The following is a 14949-nucleotide window of genomic DNA, read 5'->3' on the forward strand; positions in this document are numbered from 1 at the left end:
TGTTTTTGTTGTAAATGTAAAATACTTTGTGATTGTTTCTTTTAAATATATATATACATTGTTCCGCTGCTCCTATTTTATTTGACCTTCTTCTCATAATTATTCTCTTCCTGTTTTTAAATGAACTTTCTATTTTAATGTTCACCACGAGCTATGAAGTGTTAGCCAGATTGGCTATTAATAAAACGAAAGGAAGTAATAATGAATAAAATAAATAGTAAGCTCGTGCCTTTAGCTTCAGCTGTTGCTATGGCAATTTTTTCTTCTCAAGTGGCTGCGGTTGAGTTCCATGGTTATGGTCGTGCAGGTCTTTCAACAACCACAAATGGTGGAGAGCAGGCCTGTTTTGGCAGTGGTGGCGGTGGCCACTGGGTAGGGCGTTTGGGGGATGAGTGCGACACTTATATGGAGATTGGCTTAGGGCAAGAGTTATATAATAGAGATGGTGTCACTTTTAAAATGGAAAGCATGATTTCCTATCGTCAATTTAATCAGGGCAATGATTATCAAAGTGTTGCTGGTGAAAAAGCAGGCGATTCTAATCCATGGAGTGGTGGTGATACTGCACTGCGTCAATTAAATGTACAAGCGAAAGGACTATTTGATTTTGCTCCTGAATCTACTTTGTGGGTCGGTAAAAGATTTTATCAGCGTAAAGATGTTCATATCATGGACCTCTATTATGTCAATAATTCTGGTTATGGTGTGGGCCTTGAGGGGATTGGACTTGGACCAGGTAAATTGTCAGTAGCTTTAACTCAAATGGATACAGAAGATGCCAGTCTTATTCTTGATGGTATTGAGATTGACGAGCCAACTAATGACCGTGCCAATGTTCAGCACAATAAATTAGATGTGCGTTATGCGGGTATTCCTCTCTGGCAAGGCGCTTCACTTGAGTTAATTGGTATCTATGGTTGGACAGACTTCACTGACGACCAGGAAGACGCTAATGATTATTTAGATAAGCAAGATGATGACGGCATGTTCTTCACGGCTGAAGTGAGTCATGCATTGATGGGCGGATTCAATAAGGTTGTATTCCAGTACTCCACGGATGCATTGGCTGAGTCAGGTTGGGGCAACCATGGTGGTGGTAACGTCTGGCATGATGGTTGGACCGAAGCATCTGAAAAAACATTCCGTATTCTGGATTGGGGTGTGGTGAAACTGCATCAAGATGTGGATTTAGGCTATGCCTTCCTCTACCAAAAAGCCGATCAGAATGGTATGTCAGCCAATGGGCGGGATGAAAAAGAGCGCGTCAGTGCGGTTCTTCGTCCGAGCTATAAGTGGAATAACTATACCAAGACAACCCTTGAACTGGGTTATGATCGCGTGAAACAGGGGCATTGGGCTGATGATGAACGTGGGCGTGATTTAGATGACGGTGTCGATCTGTACAAGGTCGTTGTTGCTCAGGAATTCACTGCGGGTCGTGGTTTCTTCGCGCGCCCAGCACTGCGTTTGTACGCAGGTTCGTTTTGGGGTGACCAAGCGAAAAATAACTATTTCTTAGATCGTGAACCAGATGATGGTCATACCGGTACGACTGACTATCAGGGAATTGATGGGGAAGTTCGTTTCGGTGCGCAGGTCGAAGCCTGGTGGTAAGCGAAACCTTCGTTGAGAAAACCCACACTCTGAGTGCCAATTAGAGTGTTTTGATTTTAGTCATATATATTATTTGCCAAGTGTTTTGGTGGCCCGGTGACTTTCACCGGGCTTTTTTATTGCTGAAATCGGTATCAAGCCCTGTTCTAGGGGCGCTGCGTTGAACTAATCTTACCACTGGCTTATCCAACTCTTTACTGAGGTATGACTCTGAACATGATTGGAGGCAGCTTGGCATTTGGGCATTTAACTCAATATTTTATGGCATTCATTGTCAGCTTGAGTCTGTTGCTTAGCAGTGCGGATCTGTTTGCTGCGGCAAAGGCGCGTCCGCCGATAACATCCTCTAAATATCCGGTTAAGCTGAAGCCTTTCTGGGCCAAGCCAATGTCACAGCGTATTTTACCCAGCACCAAGCCAGACTATAAGCCTTATGATCCTTATGCCTATGGCTCTAACGAGAGTAAACAAAGGGAGCCTTTGCTTGTGCCGCGGGGCGATGGCGCCAGAATAGGACAAGATTTAGATTTGAATCTGTTACGGCCAATAGAGATTCAGCCGAGAGTGTATCCCTGTGCGGATGGCTATGAATACAACCCCGCTTCGTTGCGCTGTCAGCCGACCCCATGATCTGATTACTGTTGAACGTGTAGCGGCATAAAAAAACCACCTTGTGGTGGTTTTTTTGGCTCGGATTGGTTATTCGGAGCTATTTATGGCGTTCCTGCAGTTTTGCCGATACATCAGCCAGGCATAACTCTTCCTGTTGCAGTAGCACTAACAGGTGATAAATCAGATCGGCGCTTTCGCTAATCAGCTCTTCTTTATCATGGACGGTGGCCGCTAAAGCTGTTTCTACACCTTCTTCGCCAACCTTCTGTGCGATACGTTTAGTGCCTTTAGCATACAGGCTGGCAGTGTAACTGGAGCCGGGATCGGCACCTTTGCGAGAAGCAATCACTTTTTCCAACTGGCCGATAAAGCTTAATGTCGGTTGCTGCTTTGGTGTCCAACAGGTTTCAGTACCTAGGTGACAGGTAGGGCCGTTCGGGCGTGCTAAGACGAGCAGAGTGTCATTGTCACAATCGGCAGAGATCTCTACCAGATCGAGAAAGTTGCCTGAGCTTTCACCCTTGGTCCACAAGCGCTGTTTGCTTCGCGAGAAGAATGTGACTTGCTGGCTATCGACAGTTTTCTGCAAGGCATCTTTATTCATGTAGCCAAGCATCAGAACTTTACCCGTGTCGATATCTTGAACCACGGCGGGCATTAAGCCATCTACTTTTTCCCAGGCCAGGGCATCAAACTGTTGTTGATCCAACATGGTTATTCCTTAATTTATATATCTTCGTTGCCTGACTACTCAGGGACGGATGACGATACCTTGATCTCGTAAATAGCCTTTTAGATCCTGAATATCAATGACCGCTTTGTGGAACACGCTGGCCGCGAGAGCACCATCAACGTCTGCTTGTTGAAAAACGTCGCTGAAGTGCTCGATAGCGCCGGCACCGCCGGAGGCAATTAACGGCACATCACAGGCCGCACGCACTTTGGCTAACTGAGCGATATCATAGCCCTGGCGTACACCATCTTGGTTCATGCAGTTAAGTACGATTTCACCTGCGCCGCGCTTCTGTACTTCTTGTACCCAATCGACGGTTTGCCAGCTGGTTTTCTGAGTACGGCTTTCGTCGCCTGTGAACTGATAGACCTCGTATTGACCACTCTCTTTGTTGAAGTAGCTATCAATACCAACCACAACGCACTGTTTACCGAAAGCGGCTTCCAGATCGCTGATCAGCGTTGGATCTGCCAGTGCCGGTGAGTTGACTGAGATTTTGTCTGCGCCGTTCAGTAAGATACGGCGTGCATCATCCACACTCTTGATGCCGCCGGCGACGCAAAACGGAATATCGATCACTTCGGCAACGCGTGTCACCCAGCTTTTATCAACGACCCGAGCGTCAGATGATGCGGTGATATCGTAAAATACCAGCTCGTCAGCGCCTGCTTCAGCATAACGCTGTGCTAAGGGCACAATATCACCGATGATTTCGTGGTTACGGAACTGAACGCCTTTGACTACTTTACCGTCACGAACATCTAGGCAGGGGATTATGCGTCTTGCCAGCATTGGAATGCCTCCTCTGCGGTGAATTTGCCTTCAAGCAGCGCACGGCCAACGATCACGCCGGCAACACCCGTGGGGCCAAGATCAGCAATATCACTCAATCCGCCGATGCCGCCAGAGCTCTGCCAGGCAATATCAGGGTATTTGGCTGTCATCTCTGTGTAGAGCGCGACATTTGAACCTTGCAAAGTGCCGTCACGGCTGATGTCTGTACAAAGTACATGCTTGAGCCCTGCGGCTTGATAGTGCTCAATCAGTTGTTCCAGAGTCATGGCTGAGCTTTCTTGCCAGCCTGAAATGGCGACATGTTTATTGCCTGCGTCATCGATGTTGATATCCAGTGCTAACACGATGTGTTCAGGGCCATACTTGCGCATCCATTCGGCGACTAGCGCTGGCTGTTTAACCGCCAGTGAGCCGATGACGACTCGCTGAGCGCCGATATCCAACAGTTGCTTGACGTCTTCTTCGGAACGGATCCCACCGCCTACCTGGATCTTGGCGTCCGTTTTTTCAATCAGTTCGGCAATCGTAGTGAGCTGACGAGCACTGGTGTCTTTGGCGCCATCAAGATCAACAAGATGTAACCACTCTGCGCCAGCGGCCTGATAAAGCTGAAACTGTTCTACAGGATTAAAACTGTAAGTGGTCTTTTGTGCGTAGTCGCCTTGATATAAGCGTACAACTTCGCCGTTGATGAGGTCTAATGCTGGGATGATCATCCGTTACATCTCCAAAAAGTTTTTGATCAATTGCGCGCCGGCTTTAGCTGAGCGTTCCGGGTGGAACTGCACGCCAAAGAAGTTATTGCGGCTAATCGAAGCTGAAAACGGCTGGCCATATTCGCTGCTCGCGGCGGTGTAGTCACCGACGGGAACGGCAAAGCTATGTACAAAGTAGAAATAGGTGCCGTTCGGAATATCTTTAAAAAGAGGGTGCCCCTTATTTGGCGTTATCGCATTCCAACCCATATGCGGCAGACGTAAGCCGTTACCGCCCTCTAGTGCCGCCACTTCGGTCGGTACTAAATCAAGGCAAGCCACATCCCCTTCCGCTGAGTGAGATGCCATTAATTGCATGCCTAAGCATATTCCAAGGACCGGCTGAGTAAGTTGCTGTACGAGCGCAACTAAGTCCCGTTGCTGGATATTTTTCATCGCTTCCGAAGCGCTTCCAACACCGGGCAGAAACACTTTGTCTGCATTTTTTATGGTGTCGTGATCTGCTGAAACTTCGACGGCATAGCCTAAACGCTGCACGGCAAATTTTACTGATGCGATATTGGCGCAGCCAGTATCAATAATAACGACTTTTTGCGCGGTATTAACTGTGGTCATTAAAGCACCCCTTTGCTGCTCGGTAACGCATCACCGCTGACAGTGATCGCCTGCCTGAGGGTGCGACCAAAGGCTTTGAATAACCCTTCGACTTGGTGGTGACAGTTACCGTCTCCCACTTTTAGGTGCAGTGTTGCCAACATGGTATCGCTGAGCGAACGGAAGAAGTGAGGCACCATCTCGGTCGCTAACTCTCCCACTTGCTCACGGCTGAAGTCGCCTTCAAAAACAAAGTAGGGACGACCTGAAAGATCCATGGTGCAGCTGGCTTCCAGCTCATCCATCGGCAGTACAAAACCAAAGCGGCCAATGCCACGTTTATCTCCCAGCGCTTGCTTTAGTGCTGCACCAAGCGCCAACGCACAATCTTCAACGCTGTGGTGGTCGTCAATATGCAGGTCACCATCACAACTGAGCTTCATCTGAAACCCGCCGTGCGTGGCTATCTGTTCCAACATATGGTCAAAGAAGCCAACGCCAGTGCCAAATTCATTGTCACCTTGCTTGTCGAGGTTCACTTCGACGCGGATATTGGTTTCGCGAGTTTTGCGTTCGACACACGCGGTGCGTGACTGGTTCAGTAACTGATCCACAATATGGGTCCAGTTCAATGTCTCTGGATGATAGCGTAGGCCATCAAGCCCCATGTTCTCTGCCAGCGCCATGTCGGTTTCTCGGTCGCCGATCACGTAACTGTTGGTGAAGTCTACGCGACCTTCTTTCAGATATGGTTTGACCAAGCCCAGTTTAGGTTTGCGGCAGCTGCAGTTGTCTTCATCGAAGTGAGGACAGATAAGTACGTCATCCCACTTTACGCCTTGGCTTTCGAACAGCTCCATCATCTTATTATGGGGCAGGTCGAAATCTGCTTGCGGATAGCTGTCAGTGCCTAAACCATCCTGATTAGTGACCATCACCAGCTTGTAGCCAGCGGCTTGCAGCTTTAATAGTGATGGGATCACCAGTGGTTCGAAAACCAGCTTTTCCAATGTGTCGACCTGGAAATCTGTTGGGGGTTCGACGATAAGGGTACCGTCGCGGTCAATAAACAGGATCTTTTCGGCGCTCATGCTGCCTCCTTCAAAAACACCCGTAACGCAGCAAGGGTACGTTCCATCTCTTGCTGACTGCCGATAGTGACACGGACACAGCCGTCGAGTTTCATCTGTTTGCTTTGATCGCGCAGGATTATTCCCGCATCCATCGCTGCTTTCATGCAGGCGCTCGGATCCTGAGTCTTAATCATCACAAAGTTACCCGCAGACGGCCAAGCATCAGCACCTAACGCCTTAAGGGCTTCAACAAAATGCTGTTTATAGCCATTTAGCTCTGCAACCTGCGATGCCATCCGTTCTAACCCTGCCGTAGAGAGTGCTTGTGCGGCCACTTGGGCAACGGGCTCTGGCACAGGGTAGGGGGCAATCACTTTACTGATTTGCTGAATGATATCTGCTGAAGCCAAGGTGAAACCGCAGCGCAACCCCGCTAAACCAAACGCTTTTGACAGGGTTCTTAAGATAACCAGATGAGGGTAATCGTTGAGCAGGTCCTGCATTGAGGTATCCGCAGCGAACTCGATATACGCTTCGTCGACCACCACCAAGGCTTTGTCTGCGAACAGATCCAGCAGGGCTAGCAAGCGGTCTCTTTCAAGCAAGTGACCGGTTGGGTTATTGGGTGAGCAAAGAAACACCAGTTTGACCCCATCCGCTTGTGCCTTGATGGCATCAACATCAGGCTGGAATACCTCATCGACGACCACTTTGACCACTTCAACTGCATTGGTTTCGGCGCTAATGGCGTACATGCCATAGGTTGGCGGACAGATAAGGACTTTGTCTTTGCCTGGATCGCAAAAGGTACGGATCAGTAATTCGATCCCTTCATCTGCGCCGCGAGTGCAGAGCACTTGGTCAGCGTTTAAGCCGGTATATTCAGCATAGCCATCTATTACTGCCGTGGGCTGGAACTCTGGATAGCGATTAAAGCGACTACAATCCAAATTGAATTCGCTGCTGTAAGGGTTTTCATTGGCATTGAGCCAAACATCGCCATTGCCACCAATGCGGCGAGCGCTTTCGTAAGGTACCAAGTCTTTTAAACTTGGGCGGATAAGCTTTTCACCCAGGCTCATGATAGGCCCTCCAAAAATTCAGTGCGGATGGTCACTGCGCGTTTGTGTGCATCTAACCCTTCAGCATCGGCAATTCGGGTGACACACGGAGCCAACTGACTCAGGCCATCGGCGGTGAGTTCTTGTACAGTAAAGCGCTTCGAGAAGTCGCTGAGGCTTAAGCTGGAGTAGGTGCGTACATAGCCGTACGTGGGTAATACGTGATTAGTACCACTGGCATAGTCACCGACAGACTCAGGGGACCAATCACCCAAGAACACGGAACCCGCGTGTTGAATATCATTGAGCAGCGCTCTCGGTTCACGGGTCTGGATAATCAGATGCTCAGGGCCGTATTGATTACTGATCGCCACCGCTTGGGTAAGATCGTGACAGATGATAATGACAGAGTTAGCGATGGCCTTCGCTGCTGTATCTTCACGACTGAGTTCGGCAAGTTGCTGCTGTACCGCTGCAGAAACCGCCGCGGCCATGGCGTCACACGGCGTGACTAGAACCACTTGGCTATCGGCACCATGTTCGGCTTGCGATAGCAGATCGGCTGCGACAAAGTCAGGGTTCGCTTCTTCGTCTGCGATCACCAACACTTCTGATGGACCCGCTGGCATGTCGATGGCTGCACCATCGTGGCTCTGACTCACCTGGCGTTTCGCTTCGGTGACATAGCTGTTGCCTGGACCAAAAATCTTATCAACCTTGGCGATGGATTCAGTGCCATAGGCAAGTGCTGCGATCGCTTGTGCACCACCCAAAGAGTAGACCTCGTCTACACCACAAAGCTTTGCTGCATAGAGTATTTCTGGCGCAATCGAAGGGGGTGAGACTAGAACTGTACGACGACAACCCGCGATTTTGGCGGGAATGGCCAACATCATTACCGTAGACACCAATGGTGCCGTGCCGCCGGGGATGTATAAGCCGACAGACTCTATTGGACGGGAGACCATTTCGCAGCGCACACCAGGTTGGGTTTCAACATCAAGGGCGGTTGGACGTTGCGCTTCGTGAAATGCATGAATATTGTCACAGGCCTGTTGGATCGCTTGTTTCAGCGATTCATCGACTTGCTCTGCCGCTGCGTTGATCTCTGCTGCACTGACTTTGATTGAATCCAGCTTTACGCCATCAAAATTTTCAGTCAGCTGTTTCAGCGCTTGGTCACCATGACGACGTACCTTGCTTAATACCTGTTCCACGGCATCGTGGATCTGGTCGCCAGCATTTATCGCTGGGCGCGATAATGCTTCGGTTTGATCTCTTGCTGATAGTTGATCCCAATACACTGTACGCATCAGGCTTACTCCATCATTTTCTCAATCGGGAGCACGAGGATTGAGCTACAACCCAAGGCTTTTAACTGTTCCATAGTTTCCCAGAACAGGTTTTCAGTACTGACAACGTGGATAGCAACGTTTTCGTCATCGTGAGCCAGCGGCATCACTGTTGGATGTTCTGCCGGCAGCAGTTCGGTAATGGTATCCAGCTTATCTTTTGGCGCGTGCAGCATGATGTACTTTGTCTCTTTGGCCTGCATGACGCCCTGCATACGGGTCAGGAGCTTATCCAGTAGCGCTTGCTTGTCATCACCAAAATCACCGCCGCGGCGTATTAGGCGAGCCTGTGAACGATAGATGACATCAGTTTCTACCAAGCCATTAGCTTCTAACGTGGCGCCTGTAGAGACTAAATCACAGATCGCATCTGCCAGTCCCGCGCGAGGAGCAACTTCGACCGAGCCGCTTAACAAGCAGACATCAAAATTGATCCCTTTCTCGTCAAAGTAACGACGTAGCAGTTCAGGGTAGGTGGTAGCGATGCGCAAGCCCGCGAGTGACTCCGGCCCTTGGTAATCGAACTCTTTGTCGACAGCAAGAGAGAGCCGACAGCCGCCGAAGGCCATTTTTTGCAGTGGTACATAATCACATTTTTCATTGGCGCGCTGTCGCATCAGCAACTCTTCTTCCAACACGTTCTCGCCAACGATGCCAAGATCACAGACGCCATCCATGATCAGTCCCGGAATGTCATCATCACGTACGCGTAACAAATCAATCGGTGCATTTTCAACATGAGCGATTAGGCTTTCCCCTTTCATGTTGATTTTCAGGCCGCAGGCCTTCAGCAGAGCTTTTGATTCGTCGCTTAGGCGACCCTTTTTTTGAATCGCGATGCGTAAGCGCGTGTTGTCAGTCATCTGTTTTTCCTTGTCCAAAATTAAAAAACCCTCGGTGCGATGCATTCCGAGGGTTGTATGTCTGGTGTGACCGCCGGAGGGCATCTATATAGCCTCCAGCGAACAATCTTCCTGAAAGGCTAGTGTTCGTGATGATGGTGATGATGGATCACTGCTTTCAGAAATAAAGTCATGGAAATATCCGTGTCTGTCATGATTGGTTAAAACCGCGCCTAAGCAGGCACTAATTTGATGTGCTCAAGCTAACCAAGGCTGCGTTGGATTTCAAGTGTTTTTTGTGATTAAAAGCAGAATAAAGTGCATAAAGATGCATTTTTAATGATTTTCAATGCGAAATTGATTCGGTGGAACGATTTCCTGGCTCGTAGTTTACAGCGATAGATCAAGAGTAACGCTATAAAAACTTAAGTTTTTCTCAAAATTGACGATAATTTAATCAATGAAGGCGTAGTGGAGGCGCTTGTAATGAGTCAGGATCTATTGATTCCTTTCATTCCCAATATTAACTACACACAACCGATGACCAAGAGTGGGTTGACGGTCAGTCGCGTTAGCAAGCGGCCAATATCGAATAGGGATGAAGAGTCGCGCACTGAATCTGAGCAGATGGAAAATCTTACCTATCTTGATGCTCTGAAAGAGAAGATGCGCGACGCCCACCAGAATAGAACGATTGCATATGAGTTTGGCGATATGGAAGAGGGTGAAGAGGTTGAGCCTAGCAAAAGCATGCTAGCTGAAGCTATCGAAAGGGTGTTAAGTGGTCAAATAGAACCGAAGGTAGCGCCTGCCAAAAGTAAAAAAATTCATTCAACATCCACACCTGAAATATCGCCGCGCAAGCATTTAGATGTTTTTGCCTGAATCTATGTAACCTACTGTAGTTATTGCTAATGATTGTGTAAAGTTTATCCGTAGACAAAGAATTACCAACCAATCTCATACTTTTACTGATTCAGTCTTTACAACTTTTTAACAACCAATAGGGTGTCAGGCATCATAACCTCAGTGATTGGACTTGAGTGATGCGCCTCTTTGTTTTCATTATCTTGATCCTCCCCTTTTTCAGTGTGCAAGCGGGCCTTGAAGATCTAAAACAGAGTATTTCCATATTTCATGAAGCCCGTGACAATTTTGAATATGTTACAGACCAAGAGAACGAAGTTCGTATTTACACCGATATTGAGAGTGGCTTCTCTGGCGATTGTGAAGATTTTGCTTACTCGTTAGCGATGAAAATTGGTGGCACCGTTTGGTTTACCTTCAATGAGAAGAAACAAGCTCATGCGGTGGTACTCTCCGAAAGCGGCTTCGTTTTTGATAATGAGAAAGAGTGGCCAATGCGACAAGACGTGTATCCAAATAAGCTGTTGTTCAAACTTAGATTTAGCCACTTTGATACGGTTCTTTTAGATGGCGAGTTGATTAAGTCTCAGAGCTGATTTGGCGATAAATCCACTTGGGGCGGCGGCCTATCTCACGTAGAATATCTCTATCTCCTCTTTAGAGTTCAGAACTTGCATCCTATTACCCGCTTTTTCCAGTCTGACAGCCCCCTTTCTAAGGCTATTGATGGTTTTTCACCGCGTGAGTCGCAACGTAAAATGGCCGAAGCGATCGGCAAAACCATTGATGCTAAAGGGCAGTTGATTATTGAAGCTGGGACTGGCACAGGTAAAACGTTTGCGTATTTGGTGCCTGCGATTGAATCGGAAAAGAAGGTGATTTTATCGACGGGTACCAAGGCGTTACAGGAGCAGCTGTTCCATCGTGATCTGCCTCTGATCCGTGATGCACTGGCAAAGCCCTTGGACATTGCGCTGCTAAAGGGACGCGCTAACTATTTGTGCAGTTATCGCTTGGAGCAGCACCTTTTTCAGCAGTCAGAAATTCGCGATCCAGTGCTTATTGATGAGTTGGTAAGGGTCAAACGCTGGAGTAACGAGACGGAAAATGGTGATATCGGTGAACTGGCTGACATTGCAGAAGACAGCCGAGCGCTACCTTATGTCACTAGCACCGTAGATAATTGCCTCGGCAAAGACTGTCCAGACTTTCAAAAGTGTTATCTCACTAAAGCGCGTAAAAAAGCCAAGGATGCGGATTTGGTGGTGGTTAATCATCATCTGTTCCTCGCTGATATGGTGCTTAAAGACGTTGGCTTTGGTGAACTGATCCCCGATGCCCAGCTTGTTGTTTTTGATGAAGCGCACCAGCTTCCTGACATCGCGGCCAGTTATTTCGGTGAAACCGTTTCTAGTCGCCAGATTGTTGAACTAGCTAAGGATCTACGGCGTGTCTATCTGACCGAATTAAAAGATATGAAGCAGTTAGGCAAGGCGGCTGACATGATGGAGAAAGCAGCTGCTGACCTCAGGCTGCAATTCGGTGTAGACCCAGAACGAGGCAATTGGCGCGTGAAGAGTCAAGATGCTGGCGTGGAGATGGGGGTTGAGCGGTTAATTGATGCTATCGGTTTTGGTTATGATGTGATGAAACTGGCAGTGGGTCGCAGTAAAGAACTGGATGTACTGTTTGAGCGAGGAGCCAGTTATAAGTCGGCACTGGCTAAGATCTGCAATGTGAATGAGCTGGGTTATAGCTATTGGTATGAAACCACCAAGCGTCATGTCTCCCTGCATATTACGCCGCTGAATGTGGCAGAGCGTTTCAGCCAACACATGGGTGCACTAAAAGCCAGTTGGGTATTTACTTCGGCAACGCTGCAGGTCGGAGATAGTTTTGAACATTTCAGCGAACAGTTAGGGCTTAAAGATGCCAGAACCTTGTTTTTGCCTAGTCCGTTTGATTATCCAACCCAATCCCTCCTTTATGTGCCGCGTAAGCTTGCTGAGCCTGGCCCTAAGCTACAGGCGAAGGATCTTTTGCTAGCAGCTTTACCGCAAATTCAAGCCAGTGGAGGCCGCTGTTTTTTTCTGTTCACCAGTTATCGCATGATGAACCAAATTGCTGATCTATTACCCGAACTGGTTGATTTTCCGGTGTTGGTGCAGGGGACAGCGCCTAAGCGTTTGTTGCTGGAAGAATTTGTCGCTGCTGGAAATGCCGTGTTGTTGGCAACAGCAAGTTTTTGGGAAGGGGTTGATGTCCGTGGCGACGCATTAAGCTGCGTCATTATTGATAAATTGCCGTTTGCCGCCCCTGATGAGCCTTTGCTGCAAGCACGTATAGAAGACTGCCGCCTCAGAGGTGGAGATCCTTTTATGGAAGTTCAACTTCCCCAGGCCGTGTTAACCTTGAAACAGGGCGCAGGTAGATTAATCCGTGATATTCATGATAAAGGGGTGCTGATGATCTGTGATGGTCGTTTGGTATCTCGACGTTACGGTCAGGTTTTCCTGGCGAGTTTACCACCGATGCCCCGCACTAGGTGCGAGGACAAAGCAAGCCAGTTTTTGCGTCAATTAGGCACCGAGGAAGGCGAGACTGAGAGTGAGTTGCAGGCATAGCTGTTACTCAACGCCTCTAGTTATGTGCATTAGTTAATACAAGTTTTAATTGTTTGGAAAAAGTATTCGTGAGTATGACAAGCCGTAAGATCCTAGCTTTAGATGCATGCACAGAAGTTTGCTCGGCAGCCATTTTGGATGGCGACCAGGTTATTGAACGTGAGTGCTTTGCGCCCCGTGAACATAGTCAACGTTTGTTGCCCATGGTGGATGAGCTATTAGCCGAGGCTGGTTACGGTATCCGTGACATGGATGCCATTGCATTTGGCCGTGGTCCAGGCAGCTTTACTGGCGTGCGTATCTGCGTTGGGTTTGCCCAAGGTTTAGCTTTGGGGGCTGACTTGCCAATGATTAGCGTGTCCACGTTAGAAGCGATGGCGTTACAGGCCAATCAGCAGCACCAAGTGAGCAAGGTGATTGCGGCGATTGATGCCCGTATGTCGGAAATTTATGTGGCAGCTTATGAGGTTGAACAGGGGAGCTGTCGGCCGGTATGGTCCGAAAAAGTGATTAAACCAGAGGTGTTGCTTCAACAAGACCCGCTGCATGGCCATTGGTGTGGTGTCGGTTCAGGGTGGCAAACTTATGGCTCATCTCTGGTTGAATTAGCTGAACAGGTTGATATCAGTGAACGGGTGTTGTTTCCAAACGCAGCCAGCATGGCGCGTTTGGCGCTGCCAAGGTTAGTTAACGGTGAGCTGCAGGATTGTGCAGAGGTTGAACCTATCTACCTTCGCAATGAAGTGACCTGGCAGAAACTGCCAGGGCGCTAGCAACTTCACGAGAGAAGCTTGAAACGTGCCCGAAAAGCTGTTTTATTTAGCCTGTGACCGTTAATTCAGTTGTGGAACGTGCAGATATCATCAATTAATCCATTTTTCGCTTATTCGGGACCGGCGGTACCGAAAACGGCGAGTGGAAATGAAACCAAGGCATCGGTGTCGTCTGCCGCTGCCGACGTAGCCCCTGTGGGCAGCACGCAAGGTGCTTCTGTCGCCGATCAACAACAGCTCGCGCTAAGCTTACTGCAGGCGCAGGCGACCAGTTATGACCAACCCAGTTCAAAAAATCTACGAGCAGTAGATGTGTACCAAGATATTGATTCAGCGCCTCAACGAGAGCAGTTGAGTAGTATGCTTGGTATCGACCTATACGCCTAATCAGGCAATAAAAAATAATAAATACAATACTCCGAGGGAAGCTTCATGATCACCAGATTCAATCGAGTTACAGTTGCGGCGTTGTTAACCTCAGTTAGTCTTGGCTTTTCGGCCAATGTTCTGGCTGATGAAACCACCCCCGCTGGCTATGAAAAGCTGCAAGAGATTGCCGATGACAGTCGTCGCAGTGAGAAAAACCGAGCTAGAAATCAATATCGTCACCCAGTAGAAACGCTCGCTTTTTTCGGTTTAAAGCCTGATATGACTGTCGTCGAACTATGGCCTGGCGGCGGCTGGTATACAGAAATACTGGCGCCGTACTTGAAAGACAAAGGTCAGTTAATTGCAGCAAGTTTTCAGATTGATGGTATTGATGAAGATAACCGTCGCCAAGCCTATCGCGCCAAAGTTGGAAAGGCATATAGAGAAAAGCTGGACACCAATGCTGAGTGGTGGGGAGGCGTGAAAGAAACGACTTTGGCACCACCGGCAACGCTAAGCATTGCGCCTGCGAACTCTGCTGACATGGTATTGACCTTCCGTAATCTCCACAATTGGGAGATGAATGGTGAGTTAGAGATGGTATTCAAAGCTGCATTTGACGCGCTAAAGCCGGGTGGCGTGTTTGGTGTGGTGGAGCATCGTTCTGCACCAGCGGAAGATGATAAAGCGCGAGCAAAATCTGGTTATGTCAGTCAGGAGCGAACCATTGCGGCGGCGCAGAAAGCCGGCTTTGTATTGGTTGATCAATCGGAAGTGAACGCTAACCCTGCAGATATCAAAGATTATCCAAAGGGAGTGTGGACGTTACCACCATCACTGGCCATGGGTGACGAAGACCGCGCCAAGTATGAGGCGATCGGTGAAAGTGATCGTATGACGCTGAAATTCGTCAAACAGCCATAA

General features: G+C 48.5%; 16 protein-coding genes. 8 read left to right on the top strand and 8 right to left on the bottom strand.

Going from position 1 to position 14949, the window contains the following annotated elements:
- Nucleotides 1–201: 201 nt before the first annotated feature.
- Nucleotides 202–1614, top strand: a complete 1413-nt coding sequence (lamB, locus tag DU002_RS08015) for a maltoporin LamB (RefSeq protein WP_114337853.1) — start codon at nucleotides 202–204, stop codon at nucleotides 1612–1614.
- A gap of 231 nt (nucleotides 1615–1845) precedes the next feature.
- Complete coding sequence (locus DU002_RS08020) at nucleotides 1846–2244, top strand: hypothetical protein (RefSeq protein WP_147271810.1); 399 nt, start codon at nucleotides 1846–1848, stop codon at nucleotides 2242–2244.
- Nucleotides 2245–2323: 79 nt separating this feature from the next.
- Here the strand turns inward: DU002_RS08020 and hisIE are convergent, their stop codons facing one another.
- The 8 genes from hisIE to hisG are packed head-to-tail and all read right to left on the bottom strand — an operon-like array spanning nucleotide 2324 to nucleotide 9413.
- On the bottom strand, nucleotides 2324–2938 hold the full coding sequence (gene hisIE / locus DU002_RS08025; RefSeq protein WP_114337855.1) for a bifunctional phosphoribosyl-AMP cyclohydrolase/phosphoribosyl-ATP diphosphatase HisIE: 615 nt from the start codon (nucleotides 2936–2938) through the stop codon (nucleotides 2324–2326).
- 39 nt (nucleotides 2939–2977) lie between these two features.
- Nucleotides 2978–3751, bottom strand: a complete 774-nt coding sequence (hisF, locus tag DU002_RS08030; protein ID WP_114337856.1) for an imidazole glycerol phosphate synthase subunit HisF — start codon at nucleotides 3749–3751, stop codon at nucleotides 2978–2980.
- On the bottom strand, nucleotides 3733–4470 hold the full coding sequence (gene hisA / locus DU002_RS08035) for a 1-(5-phosphoribosyl)-5-[(5-phosphoribosylamino)methylideneamino]imidazole-4-carboxamide isomerase (protein WP_114337857.1): 738 nt from the start codon (nucleotides 4468–4470) through the stop codon (nucleotides 3733–3735). The genes hisF and hisA overlap by 19 nt, the downstream gene beginning before the upstream one ends.
- Before the next feature lie 3 nt (nucleotides 4471–4473).
- Nucleotides 4474–5085: an imidazole glycerol phosphate synthase subunit HisH gene (gene hisH, locus DU002_RS08040; RefSeq protein ID WP_114337858.1), complete on the bottom strand. Its 612-nt coding sequence runs from the start codon at nucleotides 5083–5085 to the stop codon at nucleotides 4474–4476.
- A complete protein-coding gene (hisB, locus tag DU002_RS08045) occupies nucleotides 5085–6155 on the bottom strand; it encodes a bifunctional histidinol-phosphatase/imidazoleglycerol-phosphate dehydratase HisB (RefSeq protein WP_114337859.1) in 1071 nt (356 codons plus the stop codon). Before hisB ends, hisH begins: the two co-directional genes overlap by 1 nt.
- Nucleotides 6152–7219, bottom strand: a complete 1068-nt coding sequence (hisC, locus tag DU002_RS08050) for a histidinol-phosphate transaminase (protein ID WP_114337860.1) — start codon at nucleotides 7217–7219, stop codon at nucleotides 6152–6154. The genes hisB and hisC overlap by 4 nt, the downstream gene beginning before the upstream one ends.
- Complete coding sequence (gene hisD / locus DU002_RS08055) at nucleotides 7216–8511, bottom strand: histidinol dehydrogenase (RefSeq protein ID WP_114337861.1); 1296 nt, start codon at nucleotides 8509–8511, stop codon at nucleotides 7216–7218. The genes hisC and hisD overlap by 4 nt, the downstream gene beginning before the upstream one ends.
- A gap of 5 nt (nucleotides 8512–8516) precedes the next feature.
- Nucleotides 8517–9413, bottom strand: a complete 897-nt coding sequence (gene hisG / locus DU002_RS08060) for an ATP phosphoribosyltransferase (protein WP_114337862.1) — start codon at nucleotides 9411–9413, stop codon at nucleotides 8517–8519.
- Between the two features lie 465 nt (nucleotides 9414–9878).
- Between hisG and DU002_RS08065 the strand changes: the two genes are divergently transcribed.
- From DU002_RS08065 to DU002_RS08090, 6 genes are all read left to right on the top strand, one after another.
- Nucleotides 9879–10277, top strand: a complete 399-nt coding sequence (locus DU002_RS08065; protein ID WP_114337863.1) for a hypothetical protein — start codon at nucleotides 9879–9881, stop codon at nucleotides 10275–10277.
- Nucleotides 10278–10438: 161 nt separating this feature from the next.
- Nucleotides 10439–10855: a hypothetical protein gene (locus DU002_RS08070; protein WP_114337864.1), complete on the top strand. Its 417-nt coding sequence runs from the start codon at nucleotides 10439–10441 to the stop codon at nucleotides 10853–10855.
- Between the two features lie 75 nt (nucleotides 10856–10930).
- A complete protein-coding gene (locus DU002_RS08075) occupies nucleotides 10931–12883 on the top strand; it encodes an ATP-dependent DNA helicase (protein WP_267896994.1) in 1953 nt (650 codons plus the stop codon).
- A 74-nt stretch (nucleotides 12884–12957) separates the two neighbouring features.
- The gene (gene tsaB / locus DU002_RS08080; RefSeq protein WP_114337865.1) at nucleotides 12958–13656 is read left to right on the top strand and encodes a tRNA (adenosine(37)-N6)-threonylcarbamoyltransferase complex dimerization subunit type 1 TsaB; all 699 of its coding nucleotides are present in this window, start codon (nucleotides 12958–12960) and stop codon (nucleotides 13654–13656) included.
- Between the two features lie 78 nt (nucleotides 13657–13734).
- On the top strand, nucleotides 13735–14043 hold the full coding sequence (locus tag DU002_RS08085) for a hypothetical protein (RefSeq protein WP_147271811.1): 309 nt from the start codon (nucleotides 13735–13737) through the stop codon (nucleotides 14041–14043).
- A 45-nt stretch (nucleotides 14044–14088) separates the two neighbouring features.
- The gene (locus tag DU002_RS08090; protein WP_114337867.1) at nucleotides 14089–14949 is read left to right on the top strand and encodes a class I SAM-dependent methyltransferase; all 861 of its coding nucleotides are present in this window, start codon (nucleotides 14089–14091) and stop codon (nucleotides 14947–14949) included.

It is taken from the genome of Corallincola holothuriorum (assembly GCF_003336225.1).
GTDB classification, from domain to species: Bacteria; Pseudomonadota; Gammaproteobacteria; order Enterobacterales; family Neiellaceae; genus Corallincola; species Corallincola holothuriorum.